This window comes from Hydrogenophaga sp. T2 (assembly GCF_049843535.1).
Classification (GTDB): domain Bacteria; phylum Pseudomonadota; class Gammaproteobacteria; order Burkholderiales; family Burkholderiaceae_C; genus Hydrogenophaga; species Hydrogenophaga crocea.
The window spans coordinates 1-19,584 of record NZ_JBBHZJ010000009.1 but is presented as its reverse complement, the minus strand read 5'-3'; the positions used below and the strand labels follow the sequence as shown (position 1 = coordinate 19,584).

Genomic DNA, 19,584 nt, shown 5'->3' with positions numbered 1-19,584 from the left:
GAGATGGGATTCAGGTGTGCTGCTATTGCACGCAGGCAATCGTTGATGACCTTCGGTGGCGCCCCAAGCTCCTCGCTCTCGTATCGCGTCAGGCAGGAACGATGTACCCCAAGCAAACACGCGAAGGCTGACTTGGTCATCCGATCCCCAATAGCTGTCGCTGCTGATCCCAGTCCACAGGAAATGGCACTGTCGTGATTAGCTTGGTCACGTTCAGATCCTCCGGGTGGTCTCCTCGCTCGATCGCCTGCACGATGTCAGGCGCCAGCAGCGCGACGTTGATAACCCGGTTTACATATCGGGAGCTGAGCTTTTCGCGCTCGGCAATGGTCTCGATCGCCTGCCCGCCTTGTGTGAACTGCTGCAACCAGGTCTTTCCTTTGGTCATCAAGGACACCAGGGTCGGATCAGGAGAACGCATCTGCAGTTTGCCGGGGCGCTGGTCACCGATGACCAGCCGCACAGCCATGCCGCTGCGCTTGCGCTCAGCAGCCACCTCAATGATGGCTTCTTTAGGTCCCAAGCCATCCTTGCGCAGCCCGGAACTCGCCAGATTGAGCCAAATCCTCACCAGGCTGGGAGTTACCTCGACCCGAGCAATTCGGGAAGCCAGTTCTGTCTTCGGCTTGTGCTGCAAGACTGTGGCCAGATGCTTCGCCTCCTTCAAGGCATCGGCCGCCCTCTTGGCGTCCTTCCATCCCACGGCATTCAGTACCTCCTTGTCGTTTGAAGACCAATTCACGATGGCCTGGACGATGAGCTGTTCCAGATCATCCGCAGGTAGTCGGATAGGCTCCCCTGGGTCGTCTATCGGTGTCACGTAGTAACGGTACCGCTTGTTGGCCTTTCGGGTGTGGGATGGGATTAGCCGGCGACCCGTTTCATCAAACAGCTTGCCGCTCAATGGGCTGGGATTCTTCGCCTTAACCTGGGTCTTGTGACCTTGTCGATTGGCCTCCAGCCGCTGCTGGACCTGCGTCCAAAGATCCATCTCGACGATGGCCGGATGCATCCCGGGAAAGTTCTCGCCCTTGTGGCAGACCATGCCCGCATAGATCGGGTTACCTAAGATCCGGTAGAGGTGCCCGCGGCTGAAAGCCCGGTTCCCACCAAACCCCTTACGCTTGTTTTCACGCTCTGGCGTCAACCATCCCCGCGCCTTCAGTTCTGCCGCGACTAAGCGCACGCAGTTGAGCTTGAGATACAAGTCGTAGATCTCTCGGACACGACTTGCATGGGGCTCCTCGGGGTCGAGCGTGCGTCCTTTGGCCAGGTAGCCAACCGGTGGCACACCACCCATCCACAAGCCTTTTCTCTTGGAGGCGGCAATCTTGTCGCGGATGCGCTCACCGGTCACCTCGCGCTCGAACTGAGCGAAGGACAGCAAGACGTTGAGCGTCAGGCGCCCCATGGAGGTGGTGGTGTTGAACTGCTGGGTCACCGAGACGAAGGAAACGCCTTTGGCATCGAACAGGTCCACCAGCTTGGCGAAGTCAGCCAGCGACCGGGTCAAGCGATCGACCTTGTAGACCACGATCACCTTGACCTTGCCCGCTTCGATGTCGGCGATGAGGCGTTTGAGGGCGGGTCGCTCGACGTTGCCGCCGGAAAACCCACCATCGTCGTAGGCGGTCGGCATGAGGGTCCAGCCCAGGCTCTTCTGGCTCAGCACGAAAGCCTCACACGCCTCACGCTGGGCGTGAAGGGAGTTGAAGTCCTGCTCCAGGCCCTCCTCCGACGACTTGCGTGTGTAAATCGCGCAAGCCAGCGAGGGATCGACCTGGGGAGCAGAAAGACTCCCTGACTTTTTGGCCGCCATCAGCGCTTGATCCCAAAGAACGCGGGACCTGACCAAGGTGTACCGGTAATGGCACGAGCGATGGCAGAGAGGCTCTTGTAGGTCTTCCCTGCGTAGTCGAACCCATCGGGACAGACCGAGACCTCATGGGTAGTGCCACGCCACTCCCGCAACAACCGAGTGCCTGGCGTAAGTAGCGACCTTGTCCGATCTACCGATGCAGAGCTAGGACGATGCAAGGTCACCTTCTGACCAGTGGCCTCGACTTGGACATGCCAGGCCAAAACGCGGCGCAACAGCTCGGTGTGAACCCGGGGTGGTGGATTGACGTTGAAACGCACCTGCCACCGGGTCACGAGGAGATCCCGGCTGGCCGTCCGGATAACTTCCAGCTCCGTCATTGGCCGGCCACCTCCACGATCCGGTAGACGCGCACACCGTTTTCAACTTTCAGCTCAACATTCAGGCCAAGCCGCCTGCGCAAAGCCGTGCTGATCATTGCTCGAACGGTGTGCGGCACCCAGCCGGTCACCTCAATCAACTGGGCCATTGAGGCCCCGGCGCCTGACTTGAGCAAAGCAATCACTTGCGATTGCTTGCTCGATGGACCTTCTCCGGAAGCGGCTCCATGAGGTTGCGCTTGCGCAACCAGTTCAGCTTTCGAGTTTGGCTGCCTGCCAGCCTTCTTGGACGAGTGCGCTACAACCACCCTCGAGAGAGATCGAGATGGCGCGAGCTTAGCGGCTGATGTCTTCGGTTTGGTCTTTGCAGAGTTGGGCTTAGCTGCGGTCGATGCAGTTCGTTTCACGTAAATCTCCTATGCCATACAGCGACACGGAGGTAGTAACGCTCTACATCAGTTGTGATTCAAGCCGTAGAGGCAGTACCCGTGGTGATTGGTAATGATTGAGGCGATAAGCTTGCTTACCCGAAACAGAGAAGTTCACGGTTGATGGCGCGCACCGCCGACACCGTATCGCGAATGCCTGCTGGTCGCGAACGTTCTCGCCAATGAAGCGGGCGTTCGCCCTCCCGGCTCAGATGAGAACCGGATTCGTCGCCCGCTGACGGATGCCATCGGCCAGGAAGCGGATGAACACCTCCGCCACCTGGTCGCCAGTGAGGCTGCCATCGGCGTGGTACCACTGCGAAATGGAACTGATCGCTCCCATAAACCAGAATACCGCGAGCCGTGCATCACAGGGGGCGATTGAACCGTCGCGAATGCCCTCTTCAATAATGTTGCGGAGCTGGAGGTCGAACTTCCTTCTGCGCACGGTGATCTTCTTGCGATCTGCCGGCGTCATGGCGGAGAAGTCGTGCAGGATCGCCGGAGCACCCATCTGATCCGTCAGGTGTGAGATGTAATTCCGGATGAAAGCCGTGACCCGACCATATCCAGTGGACTCTGAGGCAATCGCGTCCTTCAACACCTGATCGCCAATCTTCATCGCCAGTTCATGGCACTCGTAAATGAGCTCCTGCTTACTCTTGAAGTAGTAGTAGAGCGCAGGCTTGGTAACGTTGAGGGCCTTGGCAATTTCGTCCAGAGAGACGTTCTGTGACCCATGGCGCCCAAAGGCTTTGGATGCTTCGGCAATCACGGCCTGCCGCTTGAGTTCGTACTGCTCATCCGCACCACTGACAGCATTGTTCCACCTCGCCCCCTTGGTGGTGCGCTTGGTCGCTGAACGCGCCCGTGGCTTCGGTTCTGCGTCGATGGATTGGCTCATAAGATCAGACGTCGTGCTTTGCTAGGGGTAGAAACTGGAGAGTGAGCCATGATATCTAACGAGTCCGGGCAGCCGCCCTCGGCAGCGTGCCCAGGTACTCATTCAGCCAAGATCTGGCGGGCGATGATCAGCTTCTGGATGTGGCTGGTGCCTTCGTAGATCTTGGTCACACGAACATCTCGGTAATAGCGCTCCACCGGAAAGTCCGACACGTAGCCGTAGCCGCCATGAACTTGGATGGCCGCCGAACAGACTTTCTCTGCCATCTCGCTGGCATACAGTTTCGCAATCGAAGCCTCTTTGTCTGAGGGAAGTCCCGCATCTCGCCGGCGCGCGGCATAGATCATGTACTGCCGGGCCACCTCGACCTGCATCGCCATGTCGGCCAGATCAAAGCTGACGGCCTGGAGTGCCGAAATCGGCTTACCGTAGGCCTCCCGATCTTTGGCGTAACGAATGGCCGCTTCAAGCGCCGCACGTGCGACACCAATGGCCAGGGCGGCAATCGCGATTCGCCCATCAGACAAAAGCGACAGGGCCTTTCCGTATCCCCTCCCCTCTTCGCCCACCAGATTGCCGGCCGGAACGCGCAGGTTGTCCAGCTGAATCTGGGCAGTGTGAGCCGTGTGCTGCCCGAGCTTGTTCTCGATTCGGAGCACCTGATAACCCGGATCCTTGGGGTCAGCAATGAACAGACTGAATCGATTGCGCGATCCAGGCTCGCCAGTGGCTGCCACCACAAAAGCGAACCCCGCTTCGCTGCCATTGGAAATCCATTGCTTGCTGCCGTTGATCACATAGTGATCGCCATCGCGCTTAGCAGATGTTCGGATGGCAGCGGTATCCGACCCGGCATGTGGTTCTGACAGCAGGAATGCACCGATGTTCTTGGCCGAGGCCAGACCAGGCAGGTGTTGAGCCTTCTGCTCCTCAGTGCCAAAATTGCATAAGACATGCGCTGATGAGTTGTGCACGTGCATCATCGTGGCAAAGCCGCCATCTGCTGCGGCGAATTCCTCGATGGCCAAGCAATACTCAACAAAAGAAAGTCCTGCACCCCCATACGACTGAGGGGCCAGCATGCCCATAAACCCCAATTCGGCCACGGACTGGATTTCGGCATGGGGCCATTCACTGCTTTGGTCTCGCTGCGCCGCCGTGACAGCCACCACCTCCTGCGCTACGCGGCGCGCGGATTCCCGAATCATGACCTCTTGTTCGCTGAGGAAAGCGTTGGAAACACTGCTCATCTGATGTCCTTGGATTTAACTTCTTTGTGTCAAAAAATACAGTTCAACCGAGCCAGCGCTTGCGGCGACGATAGTGCTTCATGTCCCGAAAGCTCTTGCGCTCCCCCTCCACCGTCAAGCCGAGGTAGAACTCGCGAACATCCTCATTGCTCTTGAGCTGACCAGAAGGCCCCTCCAACACGATGCGGCCGCTCTCCATCACATAGCCGTAGTCCGCGAGTTCGAGCGCAACGCGGGTGTTCTGCTCAACGATCAGCAAAGTCAGACCGCTGGCTTTCAAGTCGGAAAGAAGGCCGTACACCTCCTCCACCATCAAGGGGGCCAATCCGAGCGATGGTTCATCGATCATCACCAGCTTGGGCTGGGACATCAATGCGCGACCAATCACCAGAAGTTGCTGCTCGCCTCCAGACAAATACCCTGCGGTTCGGTCGCGCAGGGCGGCCAAGCGCTTGATGCGGGAATAGACCTCGTCGAGCCTTTCCTTAGCCTCTCGCCCGCTACCCATGTGCCCACCGACCACCAGGTTCTGTTCGACTGTCATGTGACGAAGGACCTTGCGCCCCTCCATGACGTGCACGAGACCCTGGCGCACCACCTCTACCGGGTTGGCTCCGGTGATGTTGGTGCCGTCGAGCGTGATCGATCCCGCGGTGACCCGACCATCTTCGGTGCGGATCAGATTTGAAATCGCCTTGAGCGTCGTACTCTTGCCCGCGCCGTTGGCGCCAAGCAGCGTGACGCACTGGCCCTGTGGTACGCGCGCTGTAATCCCCTTCACAGCCAGAATCACATCGCTGTAAAGGACTTCCACGTTATTTAGTTCAAGCACAGGCAACTCCGACAGTTGTCACTCCAAGCCTGCAGCCGCGGGCTTGGAGATCCGGTCAATTACCACTTGTTCACGTTTGGAACGGGAGCGTTCTGCTCGATCAGCTTGTACTTCCCCTTTTCAATCGTTCCGATGTTTACGGCCAATCCAGAAGTCGGAAACGGCGCCTCGTTGCTGAACTTGACGTTGGGCAAAACACCAAAGGTTCGTTCGCTAGGAACGGCATTGGTCTGCAAAGCGGCGCGGACATCAGCTCCCGTCACCCCAGCAGGCCCCTTGGCCTTTACCACCTGCTCCACCGCGCGAACAGTGAGCAGGGAAGTGGCCAGCCCCATCATGCAAGGCGAGGTGAAGTTGGCCTGGGTCTTGTACTGGGTGCGCAGCTTCTCGAAAAAGGCTCGAGCAGTGGTCGGGTCGTCCGTCGGAATGGCCATGCCATAGACCTCGTAACTTCCCTCCATCTGGTTGAGGTCGCCCAACGCCTTGCCGGATGACAGCAATCCGTTATGTGCGCTGACCACCAAGGGAATATTGCCTTTGCCCAAGCTTTGCAGCGCACGTCGGGTTGCCACCACCGATGCCGTGTTGTTAAAGACCTGGATTACCGTCGCCCCTTTGCGGAGCAGACGGCTCACCTGCTGCGTGAGGTCCGTCGGCTGTGCCTCGGTGTAAATCGTCTCAACAATCTCCAGAACCTGCGGGTTGTCCTTGGCAAAACGCTCCACGCCTTTGTGGATGTCCACATAAGCAGGAGAAACCTCAGAGGAGATCACCCCCACCTTCAGCGGGGCGCTCCCCATCTTCTTCTGATACCAGGTGTAGAAGCCTGCCGCTTCATGCGGATATGTGGCCCGGGCATTGAACACCCAGCTGTCGCCCTTCCAGGCAAATCCATAGCCGGCCGTGCCCAGCAGCAGCGGAATCTTGTCGTTGGGCAGTCGTTGCTGCAGCGCGTTGCTGTCCGGGCCGCCGAGGCCCCAAGCGGCGATAGGGTTCAGCTCCGCCTTGATACCTGGCCAGAGCGAGGCAACCTGGGCGACGTCATAGCGGGCGTCGTGCTCCTTGACCTTCAGCGTCACGCCAAGCGACTTGCCCACCTCATCATTCCACCAGTCAAGAACCCCGCGGCGGCAGCCTGTGATGTCCTTCATAACATCGGCGAAGGGGCCGGTAAAGTCTGCGATACCGGCGATGTTGTATGTCGCTTGAGCGTGAGCGGCACTACCGCAACCCAAGGCGGCCAAGAACATCACCGAACCCAAGGCCTGGCGGGCGCTGACAGAAACGGCCATCGTCTGCTGAATCATTTGCTTGTCTCCTTTGTGGTCACGCTGTTCAACCAAAATCAACCGCCCACCAGCGCAAAAATGGGGTTGAAATAAATAGCGATCTCAATAGGGGTATGGCCACATCCGATACGACCGCTTTGCAATATTCCAACGGTGCATCAGGCCACGAGGCTCAAAAATCAGGAAGCCCGCAATGATGCCGCCGAGAAAAATATTCATGGCCGCGAACACCAGGTCTCCTCCAAGAAATGGAATTCTTTCGATCAGCACAGGCCCCATGGACGTGATGGACTCCTGGGCCATTCGAATGACGAACACTCCAATCAATGCGCCGGTAATCGAACCCATACCGCCCACGATGATCATGGCGATAAACCAGATCGAATGAATCAATGTGAACTGGTCAATCGTCACAAAGCGGACGTAGTAAGCCCAAAGACCACCACCAATGCCGGCATAAAAGGCACCCACCAGAAATGCCAGGGCTTTTGTCCTGACCACATTGATACCCATCATCCCCGAGGCAACGTCGTCATCACGGACGGCTGCAAAAATTCGTCCGTGTCGGCTGCGCGCAATTCCGTATCCTCCAGCGATCATGATCATCGCCACCACAAGACACAGGTAATACACGCCAGCATCCGACTCAAACTTGAAGCCAAACAGCTCCGCAGGCTGCATGGTGATGCCGTTTGAGCCACCCAACCATTTTTGCGGAAGGTTGAGCACAAAGAAGTGAAACAGGATTTGCGCTGCAATCGTGGTGAGCGCGAGGTAGAAGCCCTTGATCCGGACAGCAGCGAGACCAAATATGACGCCGAAAAGCGCTGCGAACACACCCCCCGCAGGCAACGCCAACCAGAACGGAAGATGCAGTTTGCTGGCCAGCACAGCCGTCGAATACGCACCCACCCCCATGAATGCTGCCTGGCCAATATTGACCTGTCCGGCCAGGCCAGTATTAATTTGCAGACCAAGGACTACCACTGCAGTGATGAGCATCGAAGTCATCACTGCCACCGATCGCACCTCAGCGAACATCGGCAGGGCAAACAGCGCCACAATAAACAGCAGCAGGGTGATGGCCTGATTTCGCGTCCGGATGAGCGATTGATCCTGACGATAGGAGGTTGAAAAAATTCCTGCGGGATCCATGTTCAAACCCTTTCAATGGTTTTCCACCCGAACATGCCGGTTGGACGAATCAAGAGCATCAGCAACATGATGATGAATGGAAAGACTGAGCCAATTGCCCCGCCGACTAGGGGGTCGAGATAGGCAGAAGCCAACCCTTGAATCACTCCCACCAACACCCCAGCAAGCAACAAACCGGCAAGCGATTCCAAGCCTGCTAGCAGAGCTACAGGAAGCGCCGCCAAACCAATATCAGAACTCAGCATGTTGATTGATCGACCACTCAGGTGGACCATGGCACCTAAAGTCGAAAGAATGGAACCAAGAATCCAAGCGAAGGCAATCGATCGCTGCACCGAGATTCCCATGGACATCGCCACCTGGTGATCCTCGGCCACCGCGGTCATCGTCAGGCCGGCGCGGGTCTTATTGAAGAACCACGAAAGTCCGAAACCAATGGCAATCGTGAGCAACCCGCCATAGAGCATCGAGCGTGAAATCAGGATGTCGCCAAATATCAGCGGCTCAATCGGAAATACCATCGGAAAGGCGCGGACCTGTGGACCGAACAGGACCAGAACCACGCCCCGAATAAGGATCAGAAGACCGATGGTCACCATCACCATTGAAAAGATGGACTCACCGACCAATCGCGCGAAGAAGATTCGCTCAATCATTAGTCCAAAGATTGCCGCACTCACGAATGCCACTGGCAGGCCTATCCACAGCGGCAGTCCCATTTGAATCACTGTCCACCAGACCATGTACCCGCCGAAGACGACCAACTCCCCCTGAGCGAAGTTGAATACCTTCGATGCCCGATAGATCACCACAAAACCCATGGCAATCAGTGCATACAAAAGGCCCGTCAGCGCGCCATTGATCAGGTAATTCAGAAAATCAATCATCGCCTTCTCCCGTTGGAAAGACCGGACTTGGGCGTGGCAGACGCCACGTCGCGAATGAAAACCTGCGCGGTGAACTGGCTGCGACGCCCATCCTGATAGGTCACTGGGATGTCCACGGTCACTTCAGGCGCCCCGTTGTAGAGACCTTGAATCAGCGCCGAATAACGTTCTTCCAGAAACTCTCGGCGCAACTTTCTCGATCGGGTCAACTCGCCCTCATCGGGATCAAGTTCCTTCGGGAAATTGGCGAAGCGCTGCACCCGCGCATGGGCCGGCAGGAACTGATTAACCCGCGCGATTTCTCGGCTGAGGAGCTCCGCGACTTCAAGACGCTGGGAGAGGTCCGTGAAGGTCGAGAAACCAATGCGCTTGTCTTCTGCCCAGCGAGACAGCACGCTCATGTCGATGTTGATGAGCGCGGCCACGAAGTCGCGCCTCTCGTCTCCGACGGTCATGATGTCCTTGATGAACGGGCTGAATCGCAGACGCGTTTCCACAAACTGAGGTGGGAAGGTCTGGCCGCTGGCGAGGCGCTTCAGGTCAGACATGCGCTCCAGGAACACCAACTCACCTCGGTCCGTCTTGGTGACCGCATCGCCAGTCTGGTACCAACCGTCCTTGACCTTGGCCTCGACAGATCCTTCGCGTCGGTAGTAGCCCAGAAACGAGCTGCCTCCCTTGACGCACAACTCACCATCGGCCGTGAGCATCCATTCAAGGGAAGAACCTGCCTCCGGGTGCGTCTGCATCCAGTGACCCACGGTCTCCAGATCAAAACGGTCGCCCTGGTGGCTCGTCAGCAGCCCCACCTCGGTTGAGCCATAGATGTTTCGCAAGGGAACGCCGATGGCATGGAACATACGGAACACATCTGGGGCCATGGTGGCACCGCCGCAAATGGCCACCTTTAGGCGCGTCAGGCCGAGTTGGTCTCTCAAGGGCCTCAGGACCAGCGCATTGGCGAGGGGCAGCAAAGCCCGCTTCCACCATGAGACCGGTTTGCCGTCCAAGCGCGCGACGTGCACCGCATGCCCCACCTGCAAACCCCACTCGTAAATGCCCCGCCGCACGGGGCCAGCGTCGAGCATGTGGGCCTGCACGGATGACGCCATGCTTTCCCATTGCCGAGGGGCAAACGTCATGGCCTCGACCGCCAGCTCGCGGATGTTGGGCAGCACCTGCTCAGGACCCTCAGGAAAGTTGACCACCATGGGCAGACCAATGCCCAGGGCCACGCCCATGAACTGCTCTGTGGCCCAGGCTGGCGCGATGTAGCTCAGGTACTGGGTGCCAGGCCTGGCCTTGGTGGCATTGATCAGGCGTTGAGCGTTGTCGACCAGGCTGCGATGGGAAAGGATCACCCCCTTGGGCTTGCCCGTGGTGCCCGAGGTGTACGAAAGCACTGCAATGTCGTCGGGACAGCCCTGATCAACGAGACGGTCGTACAGCAGAGCATCCTTCTCGCCAAGAGCCCGGCCCTCGCTCTGCAACTGATGAAACTTGCGCAAGATGGAGTCGTGGTACGACCACATGCCCGTGTCGTCCCAATACACGATGTGCCGTAAGTTAGGAGTTGCCGCCTTCACCGCCAACCCTTTGTCCACCTGCTCCTGATCCTGCGCAAAGAGGCAGACGGCCTCACTGTCTTCCAGCAGGTACTGCACTTCGTCTGCGGTGAGGTCTGGATACAGCGAGATCACCTTGCACCCAATGGCCTGCGCCGCGAATTCGGCCCAGTAGTGCTGAGGCTCGTTCTCCCCGATGATGGCGACCGTCTCTCCCCGTTGAATGCCCAATTGGTGAAGACCTAAGGCCAAGTCCATGACATTGCGCTGGACCTGCGAGAAGTCGTACTCGCGCCAGATACCGCGCGTCTTGTGTCGCTGAGACAGCCGCTTCGGTGATTGGCGGGCGTGATCACGCAGCAATTGCGGCAGTGTTGCCATGCGAATGTTCATGCCACCCCCTCGCCCAGATAGGCTTTCAAAACGGCGGGATCGGACTGGATCTCCTTGGGCGTTCCCTCAGCAATCTTTTTCCCGAAGTCCAGTACAGCAATCCGATCCGCCAGGTCCATGACGACGCCCATGTCGTGCTCAACCAGCACGATGGGGATGCGTTTTGCCTCTCTCACGTCCAGAATGAACCGGGCCAGGTCTTCCTTCTCCTCGGTGTTCATGCCTGCCATGGGCTCGTCCATCAGAAGGATCTTGGGATCTTGTGCCAGTGCACGCCCCAGGTCGACGCGCTTGCGAAGCCCATAACCCAGGCTGCCAACGGGCACGTGACGGATCGACTCGATCTCCAGGAACTCGATGATTTCCTCCACGGCTTCCCGGTGAGCCACCTCTTCTCGCACAGCGGGTCCGAAGTGGCAGAACGACTGGATCAGGTTGGTGCGCATGTGCAAGTGACGCCCCACCATCAGGTTCTCGATCACCGTCATGCCCGAGAAGATGTGGGTACCTTGAAACGTCCGGGCCAGTCCACGGGCCGCGACCTCATGCGTGCCCATGCCTCGGATGGAGTGTTCGCCAAGGCGGATCTCGCCTGCCTTGGGACGATAGAAGCCGCTCAAGCAGTTCATCAGCGACGACTTGCCTGCGCCGTTAGGCCCGATCACCGCCAACAGCTCGTCGGCGTGTACATCGATGGAAACGTCGTTCAGGGCCACGATGCCCCCAAACTGCAGAAGCAGATGGTTTGCGGAAAGCACGATCTGAGGCGGCTTACCCCCTGGAAGATCACTCATGTTTTTCCCCCGTGATCCATCAGTCGTCTTACTTGCATGGAAACTCCTTTGCGGTCAGTCCCAGTGACAGGTTCAGTTCGTTCTTTGGAGGGACTGGACCATCAGCGAGTACCCGCATCCAGGCTGATGGTCGTGGCGTTAAAGTACGCGTTCTCGACGATGTGTTGAACCAGTGAAGCGAACTCCTGCGGTCGCCCCATGCGATGCGGGAAGAGAATCGAGTGGTCGATCAGCCCTTGTGAGACCTTGGGCGGCATACCTGCTGACATGCCCGTCTCGAACAGGCCCGGTGCAATGGAAACAACCCGCACGCCGTGCTGCGCCAGGTCACGTGAGACGGGCAGCGTCAACCCCATCACCCCTGCCTTCGTGGCGCTGTAGGCTGCTTGCCCCATCTGACCCTGCCAAGCTGCACCGGAAGAGGTGTTCACGATCACACCTCGCTCGCCGTCGTCGTTGGCTGTGTTGCGCGACATCGCCAGGCTCGCGTGTCGGATCACGTTAAACGTGCCAGTGAGGTTGACGGCAATGACCTGGTTCCAGAGCGAAAGGGGGAACAACTCACCTTTGCTCAAGGTCTTGCACGGCCCAAGAATGCCGGCACAGTTCACCGCCACCTGCAGCGACCCAAATGCCTGAACCGCAAAGTCGACGGCGGCCTTCACCTCAGCGTCGTTGGACACGTCGACCCGCTGAATGCGAACATTGGGTCCCAGCGGCAGCACGCTGTTGACCAAGCGCTCCTCATCGACGTCCACCGCCATCACCTTGGCGCCCGCCTTCACCAGCGCCTGGCAGGTGGCCAAGCCCAAACCCGAGCCCGCTCCGGTGACGAGTGCCACCACGTTTTGAATGTCCATGTTGTCTCCTACTTCGTTCTTTGTTCTTCGGGTCAGCGGCCAAGGATCGTGATGCAGGCCACCGCTTCTTCAATGCCTTCCAGGCCACCGCCGTTCTCGGCGAGCGCAAGTCGAGCGCCTTCAACCTGGCGCTTCCCCGCCTCCCCTCGCAGCTGAGTAACCAGCTCGTGAATCTGTGCAAGCCCAGTAGCCCCGACAGGGTGCCCTTTGGACTCCAGACCTCCAGACGGGTTGATCGGAATCCGCCCTCCGAGGCTTGTGTCACCTCGCTCCGCGATGACGCCTCCCATGCCGAACTCGCAGAAGCCAAGGTTCTCGGACTGGATGATTTCGCCCATGGCGGTAGCGTCATGGACCTCAGCCACTGAGATATCTGCAGCTCCGACGCCCGCCAGGTCGTAGGCCTTCTTGGCGGCCAGCGCCGTGCAGTGCGAGCGGTAATCCGACTCTTCGCGATCTGAGCCGCTTTGCACCACCGTGGCCAACACGCGGATCGCTCGCCGGGCGTCCAAGTTGAGGCGCTTGAGGGCCTCGCCTGTGCACAAGATCGCAGCCGCCGCGCCATCAGAGATGGGCGAACACATAGGCAAAGTCAGCGGATAGGTGATGGGTGGCGCCGCCAGGATCTCGTCGATGGTGTAGGCCACTCGATATTGAGAAAGTGGGTTGTGCACCGAGTGGGCGTGGTTCTTGGCAGCCACGGCCGCGAGCTGCCGCTGCGTCGTGCCGAACGTGCGCATGTGCGAGCGCGCGAAAGCGGCATACACATCCATGAAGACGCTGTAAGGCTTGGGCGAGGTCGTTCCTTCGGGCACTGTCACGTCTCGGCCCAGTCTCATGAGGGAATCTCGAATCTCGTGTGCACGAGAGATATCCCAGGCACTGTCAAACACGGAAAACATTCGCGCCTTGTCGGTGGAGAACATCTTCTCGGTTCCCACTGCGAGAGCGACATCGCCCGCACCGGACTTCAAGTGGCTACACGCCAGCGCAAACGCAGAGGAGCCACTGGCGCAGGCGTTCTCAATGTTCACCACTGGAATTCGACCAATGCCCATGGCGCGCAAGGCAATCTGCCCGCGAATCATGTGCTGCCCTTCCATGTGTCCTTGCGAAGTGTTGCCAAAGAAGGCCGCTTCCAACTGCTCCTTCTGCACACCGGCATCCGCGATGGCTGCCTCCACCGCCTGCCTGGTGAGCGCCTTCATGTCCAGGTCGAGGTGTCGGCCAAACGGCGTCATGCCAACCCCAATCACGTAGATGTCATTCATGTTCGGTCTCCTGATGTCTGTTGAAAGCCGGCAGCCAGAATCATGTTTACCTGCCGTGCATTTGTTTTACTCTAGAGTAAAACTAAAAAAATTTGAGAGGGGTAAACCCTCATTGGGATGACTCCAAATGGCCCCGTTCAACCAGGGGCAGGAAGCGCAATCCCCGCGCCGTCTCGACGTCGCCATCGGAGGTCAGGCGATACAAGCCACGACTGGCGTTGTGGGGATGCCTCGCCGCCTCTCCCAAGGTGAGGACGGGCGCGAAGCAAGCATCCGTGCCCTCCAGTTCCCTAGTCCAATGGCGGCTTGACTTCGACGCAAATGCCTCAGCCAGTCGGACCTTCAGTGCCGGCCACGACGCCCTGTTCATCTGGTGAGCGGGATCCACATCCGACAGCCCCATCTTTTCCAGAAGAAGCGCATAGAACGGAGGCTCGATAGCGCCCACCGTGATGTATCGACCGTCCGCACACCGATAGCGGTCATAGAACGGTGAGTCATGAAACACGCTGGGCTCCACCCCTTCCAGGGCGCCTCCCTTGCGTAAAAGCTGAACCAGAGGCGCGAGAAGCGCGAGCACATCCACAATCGCTCCGTCGACGACGCAGCCCTGCCCTTCGCCATTTCTCGCGGCGAACAGCCCGGCGACGATTCCCATCGTCAGACCCAAGGCCCCTGCCGCATCCCCCAAGACCGTGGGGGGCAAGATCGGTGGATGGCCGGGTGTCTCCGTCAGAGACATCAGTCCGGTCAGTGCCACGTAGTTCATGTCGTGGCCGGCAGCTTGGGCCAGCGGGCCATCCTGTCCCCAGCCCGTCATGCGGCCGTAGACGAGGCGGGGGTTTACCTTGGCGCAGTCTTTAGGCCCAAGACCTAACCGTTCCATCACCCCCGGTCGATTGCCTTCAATCAAGGCATCACTTTGGGCGATCAAGTCCATGGCAATCGCTTGGTCTCGTGGCGTCTTCAGGTTCAGCGTGACGCGGTGCTTGCCGCGGTTGATCAAGCTATCGGTTGGCGGGGTCATTTCTGGTGGCAGAGCCCCTCGACCGGGGCGGGCGACCAGGGTGACGCTCGCGCCTAGCTGTACCAGGTGAAGGCCCGCCAAGGGGCCTGGACCGATTCCCTCGAACTCCACCACCTTGACTCCCGCCAACGGTAGACGACCGCCTTCGCTAGATGACTTCATAGCAACTCCTTTGGTTTTTACTCTACGGTAAGTTGATTTGCTGATTGGTAAGGGAAATCACCGAGTTACTTACCCGATAGTCAAAAGAAAGAATCGAGGGAACCCTAAGTACGCCTCTAAAGGAGAAGACATGTCAGATTCAGTGGTGGTTACCGAAGTCCGGAATCGATCTCTTTGGATCCGCCTGAACCGCCCGGATGCAATGAACTCGCTCACGCCAGAAGTCCTCCAAGCCATCGACACAGCCCTGGACCAGGCGCTCGAGCGCGCCGACGTAATGACCGTTGTTCTCACCGGCACCGGCCGCGCCTTCTGCGCTGGGGCGGACCTCAAGTACGTACGAGGTCAGTTGGGCGAGCACGGCACGAGCGCCTTTCTCGCGGGTGTCCTGCGGACCATGAACCGCCTGGACCGGTTCCCCAAGCCTGTGATTGCCGCACTGAACGGCATTACCCTCGCTGGCGGCCTGGAGTTGGTGCTGTGCTGCGACCTGGTTATCGCAGCCCAAAGTGCAAAGATTGGCGATGCGCACGCCAACTACGGCCTGCTTCCCGGCGGTGGCGGCTCGGTGCGCCTCCCCCGTGTAATTGGCCCGACGCGTGCCAAGTACCTCCTCTACACCGGGGAGTTCGTTTCAGCCGAGGACATGCGGGAGGCCGGGTTGGTGAATCAAGTCGTGGACGACGCGCAACTCGCTGCGGCGACCCAGAAGGTGGCAGACACCATTGCCACCAAGAGTCCCCTGGGCCTTCAGCGCATGAAGGCACTGGTTGACGACGGGCTCGACCAACCAGAGGACACGGCACTTCGCTTGGAGCTTCTGGCGTCAGAAGTTCATGCTTTCAGCGCTGACCTTCAGGAAGGACTGGAGGCCTTCCAGGGAAAACGTGCGCCGCGTTTCACCGGCAAGTGATCCACAGGCCGCCCCATGACCACGTCCCCACGCTCCAACCGATTCGCAGCGCTTCAGCGCATTCAAACCGACGCTTACCGACAAGCTCCAGCCATACGGGCCATTTTTGAACGGGCGGCCATAGAGCCGGCCAACTTGCACGGCGCCAGTGATCTTGCCCGTCTTCCCGTCACGACCAAAGACCAACTCCTCGCCCTCCAACGAGCGCACCCCCCTTTTGGCGGGTTCCTGGCCGCAGACGAACGCGACATTCGACGCATCTTTGTATCACCGGGTCCAATCTATGAGCCTGAATTTTCAAGCGACGTCAGTGGGCGCGGCTTCGCACAGGTCTTTCGTCAAGCGGGTATCGGACCCGGCGATCGCGTGCTGAACACCTGGTCGTACCACCTTGTGCCCGCTGGCCTTTTGCTCGACCAAGGCATCGCATCTACCGGGGCCACGGTCATCCCTTGCGGTCCGGGCGGCGCTGAACAGCAAGCCCAACTCATCCTGGAGTTGGGCATCACCTGCATTTGTGCGTCAACCAGCTTCTTCATTACCTTGACCGAAACCTTGGAACGCATGGGCTGCGAATTGCCTCGTGACTGGCGCGTCAAGAACGCCATGCTGGGCGGGGAAATGGGCAACTGGATGCAGAAGCGACGCGATCTTGAGCAGCGCTATGCCATCGACACGTTCTCCGCCTATGCCACCGGTGACTTTGGTCTCATCGGTTACGAAGAAGATGGACTAGAGGGGTACCGCATCCACCCTGAGCGCATGGTGCAGGTGTGCGACCCAGTGTCGGGCGAACCCCTGCCGATCGGCAGCACCGGCGAGATAGTGGTTACGACCCTGGAGAGCGGGTGGCCATTGATTCGATTCGGCACAGGCGACGTCGCCCAGGCGTTGAGCCAGACAGATGACGGCCTCGTTGACCGAATTGGCCTTCTGCAGGGTCGCGTTGGCCAGGGTGTCAAAGTACGCGAGGTGTTTGTCTATCCTCGCAACATTGAGGAAGTGCTCAGTCGCGTACCAGCACTCAGCCGTGTGCAGCTTGTCGTGGAGGCGCAAGGCCACAGAGAGACCATGACATTGCGCGCAGAGCTCAAGCCGACAGGCATACCGGCCGATGTGGAAGACCACTTAATGGACTCCTTCAAGCAGGTAACCCGGCTCAAGCTGGATAACATCGAATGGCTGGAGATAGGCCAACTCGCTGAGGGCGATCCAACGCTTGTCGATCGGAAACACGCAAAAGCTTGAAGCGACTGAGGTCTAGATCATGCGCAAGTACCAGTCGTTTGAGCGACTCTTGCGCATACTCATTCCGTTTTTTCGACGTCGCCAGTAACTTTTAAGGGCTCTCAATCGACCTTGGTAGCGACGAATCCTCCAGCGACGTCGCTCACCCGAAAATTCAGTGCATCGGCAAAACTGACACTCAGGTCATTTGGTACATGCCACGCTCGACCTGTATCACGCGCCTAACTTCTAAGAGCCTCTTGATGGAGGCTGCGATTGAGCCTACCGGAATGTCCGCCTCACTCGCGATCTGTGACTGAGAAAGTGGCTCCCCCTTATGCACCTTCAACAAGCGGCGTAGAGCCTTTAAGACCTTTTCGTCGTTAGCACTGACCCGACCGCCTCGTCGCTTTGACGCGCGGTGCATTTGAGTCTCTTTGGCTGGTGGAGCTTTGCGGGACTTGCGAGGGCCAGGATGGGCTACCAGGCAAGCATCCTCAGCCGTCGAGGTAGCCGATTCGACTTGAATCGCCCCGGGTTTTGAGGAGGCTCAACACTCTGAGAGGATTGAGCCATGAGCAAGTCGAACAAGTTCTCACCCGAGGTGCGTGAGCGGGCGGTGAGGATGGTGCAAGAGCACCGCGGGGAGTACCCGTCGTTGTGGGCCGCCATTGAGTCCATCGCCCCCAAGATTGGCTGTGTGCCGCAGACCTTGAACGAATGGGTCAAGCGCGCGGAGGTGGATGCCGGCGTGCGTGAAGGCGTCACTACCAGCGAGGCCCAGCGGGTCAAGGACCTGGAGCGCGAGGTCAAGGAACTGCGTCGGGCCAATGAGATATTGAAGCTCGCCAGCGCGTTTTTCGCCCAGGCGGAGCTCGACCGCCGGCTCAAGTCCTGAAGGACTTCATCGACAAGCATCGCGATACCTTCGGGGTCGAGCCGCTCTGCAAGGTGTTGCAGATTGCCCCGTCGGCTTATCGAAGACATGCTGCGCTGCTGCGCGAGCCCCACAGGCGTTGTGAGCGGGCTCTGCGTGACGAGAAGTTGATGCCGCAGATTCAACGCGTTTGGCAGGCCAACATGCAGGTCTACGGCGCTGACAAGGTGTGGCGCCAACTGGGGCGCGAAGGCGTGAGCGTGGCTCGCTGTACGGTCGAGCGCTTGATGCGCAAGCTGGGGCTGCGCGGCGTGATGCGTGGCAAGGTCGTGCGCACGACTGTCGGTGACGCCAAGGCGCCATGCCCGCTTGACCGGGTCAACCGGCAGTTCCGCGCCGAGCGGCCGAACCAGCTATGGGTCAGCGACTTCACCTATGTCTCGACCTGGCAGGGCTGGCTGTACGTGGCCTTCGTCGTTGACGTGTTTGCCCGTCGCATCGTCGGTTGGCGCGTGAGCAGTTCAATGCGCACTGACTTCGTGCTCGATGCTCTGGAGCAGGCCCTGTACGCCAGACAGCCCGAACGCGACGGCAGCCTGATTTGTCACTCCGACAGGGGGTCCCAGTACGTCAGCATTCGCTACACGGAGCGGCTGGCCGAGGCCGGCATCGAGCCGTCCGTGGGCAGCAAGGGCGACAGCTACGACAACGCTTTGGCCGAGACCATCAACGGGCTCTACAAGGCCGAGTTAATTCATCGTCGCGCGCCATGGAAGACCAAGGAGGCGGTGGAGTTCGCGACCCTGGAATGGGTGTCCTGGTTCAACCACCATCGCCTGCTCGAACCCATCGGCTACATACCCCCGGCAGAGGCTGAGGCAAACTACTACCGGCAACTCGCCAATCAGGCCGCCATGGTGATGGCCTGACTTAAACCAAACAGCCTCCGCGAATCCCGGGGCGATTCAAGTCGTCTCTTGAGCAGCAGGGGAAGAAGACGCCTGAGCCTGAGCGCACATTTCAATCTTCAAGGTGCACGTGATGAATCCACCAGAGCTCTGCGAGCAATCAATGTCCAAGGAGGGTTCGCGAGGGGCTGCCCGTTTAGCCTTCTTCCTTTTGGGTGAGGACGCGTACTCACAGATCTTCATCAGGGCCTGCGAGATGGCTGCCGCAACATCGATGAGGGAGCATGACCCGTCGCCCCTGCTGCCGCGATAGTTCTTCCAGTAGTCCGGGTTTCGCTTGACCCAAGCCGCATGGGCTTTACTCTGATTCGCAGCGTAGTCCTTGTCACTTCGACGCTTCGTCTTCTGCCAGAGAAGCTTTCGTGCTGCCTGGCACTGCGCTTCTGAGCAGTAAGCTTGGTTAGGGCTCTGAGCCCTTGGGAAAAACTTCTTGCCGCAAGCGCTGCACCAGCGTTCGTTCATGGGGACACCTCCATCACGATAGGGACTGCACACCAACTTAACTTTTGCGTTGCATCCTTAGACTGGCTGCGGTTCCCCCTGCGGTTCCCCCTGCGGTTCCCCCTGCGGTTCCCCCTGCGGT

General features: G+C 59.0%; 18 protein-coding genes and 1 other annotated feature. Of the genes, 3 read left to right on the top strand and 15 right to left on the bottom strand.

Translation table 11 applies throughout. From position 1 onward, the window contains the following. Positions 1 to 136: 136 nt before the first annotated feature. The 14 genes from WDZ95_RS19040 to WDZ95_RS18975 all read right to left on the bottom strand — a co-directional run bounded on the left by WDZ95_RS19040 (position 137) and on the right by WDZ95_RS18975 (position 15,016). Positions 137 to 1,819, bottom strand: a complete 1,683-nt coding sequence (locus tag WDZ95_RS19040) for a recombinase family protein (protein ID WP_166223295.1) — start codon at positions 1,817 to 1,819, stop codon at positions 137 to 139. Beyond that, positions 1,819 to 2,199 carry a DUF2924 domain-containing protein gene (locus WDZ95_RS19035; protein WP_166223292.1) on the bottom strand — a complete coding sequence of 127 codons (381 nt, stop codon included), beginning with the start codon at positions 2,197 to 2,199 and terminating at the stop codon, positions 1,819 to 1,821. Before WDZ95_RS19035 ends, WDZ95_RS19040 begins: the two co-directional genes overlap by 1 nt. After that, positions 2,196 to 2,507, bottom strand: a complete 312-nt coding sequence (locus tag WDZ95_RS19030) for a DUF3489 domain-containing protein (RefSeq protein ID WP_425781087.1) — start codon at positions 2,505 to 2,507, stop codon at positions 2,196 to 2,198. The genes WDZ95_RS19035 and WDZ95_RS19030 overlap by 4 nt, the downstream gene beginning before the upstream one ends. A 328-nt stretch (positions 2,508 to 2,835) precedes the next feature. Further along, positions 2,836 to 3,531, bottom strand: a complete 696-nt coding sequence (locus tag WDZ95_RS19025; protein WP_425780775.1) for a TetR/AcrR family transcriptional regulator — start codon at positions 3,529 to 3,531, stop codon at positions 2,836 to 2,838. 98 nt (positions 3,532 to 3,629) lie between these two features. Then, positions 3,630 to 4,781, bottom strand: coding sequence for an acyl-CoA dehydrogenase family protein (locus tag WDZ95_RS19020; RefSeq protein ID WP_166223283.1), 1,152 nt, complete (start codon positions 4,779 to 4,781; stop codon positions 3,630 to 3,632). A gap of 43 nt (positions 4,782 to 4,824) precedes the next feature. Further along, the gene (locus WDZ95_RS19015) at positions 4,825 to 5,595 is read right to left on the bottom strand and encodes an ABC transporter ATP-binding protein (RefSeq protein WP_205710704.1); all 771 of its coding nucleotides are present in this window, start codon (positions 5,593 to 5,595) and stop codon (positions 4,825 to 4,827) included. Positions 5,596 to 5,672: 77 nt separating this feature from the next. After that, a complete protein-coding gene (locus tag WDZ95_RS19010) occupies positions 5,673 to 6,920 on the bottom strand; it encodes an ABC transporter substrate-binding protein (protein WP_166223277.1) in 1,248 nt (415 codons plus the stop codon). An 84-nt stretch (positions 6,921 to 7,004) separates the two neighbouring features. Further along, positions 7,005 to 8,057: a branched-chain amino acid ABC transporter permease gene (locus tag WDZ95_RS19005; protein ID WP_166223274.1), complete on the bottom strand. Its 1,053-nt coding sequence runs from the start codon at positions 8,055 to 8,057 to the stop codon at positions 7,005 to 7,007. Positions 8,058 to 8,059: 2 nt separating this feature from the next. Continuing rightward, positions 8,060 to 8,944 (bottom strand): branched-chain amino acid ABC transporter permease, encoded by an 885-nt coding sequence (locus tag WDZ95_RS19000; RefSeq protein WP_166223271.1) that lies wholly within the window; start codon positions 8,942 to 8,944, stop codon positions 8,060 to 8,062. After that, positions 8,941 to 10,902 carry an AMP-dependent synthetase/ligase gene (locus tag WDZ95_RS18995; RefSeq protein ID WP_166223268.1) on the bottom strand — a complete coding sequence of 654 codons (1,962 nt, stop codon included), beginning with the start codon at positions 10,900 to 10,902 and terminating at the stop codon, positions 8,941 to 8,943. The genes WDZ95_RS19000 and WDZ95_RS18995 overlap by 4 nt, the downstream gene beginning before the upstream one ends. Next, positions 10,899 to 11,696, bottom strand: coding sequence for an ABC transporter ATP-binding protein (locus WDZ95_RS18990; RefSeq protein ID WP_166223265.1), 798 nt, complete (start codon positions 11,694 to 11,696; stop codon positions 10,899 to 10,901). The genes WDZ95_RS18995 and WDZ95_RS18990 overlap by 4 nt, the downstream gene beginning before the upstream one ends. Positions 11,697 to 11,797: 101 nt before the next feature. Continuing rightward, positions 11,798 to 12,556 carry an SDR family NAD(P)-dependent oxidoreductase gene (locus WDZ95_RS18985; RefSeq protein WP_166223262.1) on the bottom strand — a complete coding sequence of 253 codons (759 nt, stop codon included), beginning with the start codon at positions 12,554 to 12,556 and terminating at the stop codon, positions 11,798 to 11,800. Between the two features lie 32 nt (positions 12,557 to 12,588). Continuing rightward, positions 12,589 to 13,827, bottom strand: a complete 1,239-nt coding sequence (locus WDZ95_RS18980; RefSeq protein WP_166223259.1) for a thiolase family protein — start codon at positions 13,825 to 13,827, stop codon at positions 12,589 to 12,591. A 109-nt stretch (positions 13,828 to 13,936) separates the two neighbouring features. Continuing rightward, positions 13,937 to 15,016, bottom strand: coding sequence for a CaiB/BaiF CoA transferase family protein (locus WDZ95_RS18975; protein ID WP_166223256.1), 1,080 nt, complete (start codon positions 15,014 to 15,016; stop codon positions 13,937 to 13,939). Positions 15,017 to 15,146: 130 nt separating this feature from the next. Here WDZ95_RS18975 and WDZ95_RS18970 point away from each other — a divergent pair, with 130 nt between their 5' ends. The 3 genes from WDZ95_RS18970 (at position 15,147) to WDZ95_RS18960 (ending at position 18,962) form a co-directional block, all read left to right on the top strand. Further along, positions 15,147 to 15,929, top strand: coding sequence for an enoyl-CoA hydratase/isomerase family protein (locus WDZ95_RS18970; RefSeq protein ID WP_166223253.1), 783 nt, complete (start codon positions 15,147 to 15,149; stop codon positions 15,927 to 15,929). A 15-nt stretch (positions 15,930 to 15,944) separates the two neighbouring features. Further along, complete coding sequence (locus tag WDZ95_RS18965; RefSeq protein ID WP_205710703.1) at positions 15,945 to 17,177, top strand: phenylacetate--CoA ligase family protein; 1,233 nt, start codon at positions 15,945 to 15,947, stop codon at positions 17,175 to 17,177. 553 nt (positions 17,178 to 17,730) lie between these two features. Then, positions 17,731 to 18,962, top strand: a protein-coding gene (locus WDZ95_RS18960; RefSeq protein ID WP_425780768.1) for an IS3 family transposase whose coding sequence is annotated in 2 segments (ribosomal slippage) — positions 17,731 to 18,022 and positions 18,022 to 18,962 — 1,233 coding nt in all. Because the reading frame shifts where the segments join, the coding sequence is not laid out codon by codon here. Further along, positions 18,009 to 18,125, top strand: a sequence feature (AL1L pseudoknot). (Overlaps the previous gene by 117 nt.) Positions 18,963 to 18,998: 36 nt before the next feature. Here the strand turns inward: WDZ95_RS18960 and WDZ95_RS18955 are convergent. Continuing rightward, a complete protein-coding gene (locus WDZ95_RS18955; RefSeq protein ID WP_409634542.1) occupies positions 18,999 to 19,463 on the bottom strand; it encodes a hypothetical protein in 465 nt (154 codons plus the stop codon). Positions 19,464 to 19,584 lie beyond the last annotated feature (121 nt).

Coding starts and splice junctions, on each gene's coding strand:
- WDZ95_RS19040 (WP_166223295.1), bottom strand. CDS start 1,819: ATGGCGGCCAAAAAGTCAGGGAGTCTTTCTGCTCCCCAGGTCGATCCC.
- WDZ95_RS19035 (WP_166223292.1), bottom strand. CDS start 2,199: ATGACGGAGCTGGAAGTTATCCGGACGGCCAGCCGGGATCTCCTCGTG.
- WDZ95_RS19025 (WP_425780775.1), bottom strand. CDS start 3,531: ATGAGCCAATCCATCGACGCAGAACCGAAGCCACGGGCGCGTTCAGCG.
- WDZ95_RS19020 (WP_166223283.1), bottom strand. CDS start 4,781: ATGAGCAGTGTTTCCAACGCTTTCCTCAGCGAACAAGAGGTCATGATT.
- WDZ95_RS19010 (WP_166223277.1), bottom strand. CDS start 6,920: ATGATTCAGCAGACGATGGCCGTTTCTGTCAGCGCCCGCCAGGCCTTG.
- WDZ95_RS19005 (WP_166223274.1), bottom strand. CDS start 8,057: ATGGATCCCGCAGGAATTTTTTCAACCTCCTATCGTCAGGATCAATCG.
- WDZ95_RS19000 (WP_166223271.1), bottom strand. CDS start 8,944: ATGATTGATTTTCTGAATTACCTGATCAATGGCGCGCTGACGGGCCTT.
- WDZ95_RS18995 (WP_166223268.1), bottom strand. CDS start 10,902: ATGAACATTCGCATGGCAACACTGCCGCAATTGCTGCGTGATCACGCC.
- WDZ95_RS18990 (WP_166223265.1), bottom strand. CDS start 11,696: ATGAGTGATCTTCCAGGGGGTAAGCCGCCTCAGATCGTGCTTTCCGCA.
- WDZ95_RS18985 (WP_166223262.1), bottom strand. CDS start 12,556: ATGGACATTCAAAACGTGGTGGCACTCGTCACCGGAGCGGGCTCGGGT.
- WDZ95_RS18980 (WP_166223259.1), bottom strand. CDS start 13,827: ATGAATGACATCTACGTGATTGGGGTTGGCATGACGCCGTTTGGCCGA.
- WDZ95_RS18975 (WP_166223256.1), bottom strand. CDS start 15,016: ATGAAGTCATCTAGCGAAGGCGGTCGTCTACCGTTGGCGGGAGTCAAG.
- WDZ95_RS18970 (WP_166223253.1), top strand. CDS start 15,147: ATGTCAGATTCAGTGGTGGTTACCGAAGTCCGGAATCGATCTCTTTGG.
- WDZ95_RS18965 (WP_205710703.1), top strand. CDS start 15,945: ATGACCACGTCCCCACGCTCCAACCGATTCGCAGCGCTTCAGCGCATT.
- WDZ95_RS18955 (WP_409634542.1), bottom strand. CDS start 19,463: ATGAACGAACGCTGGTGCAGCGCTTGCGGCAAGAAGTTTTTCCCAAGG.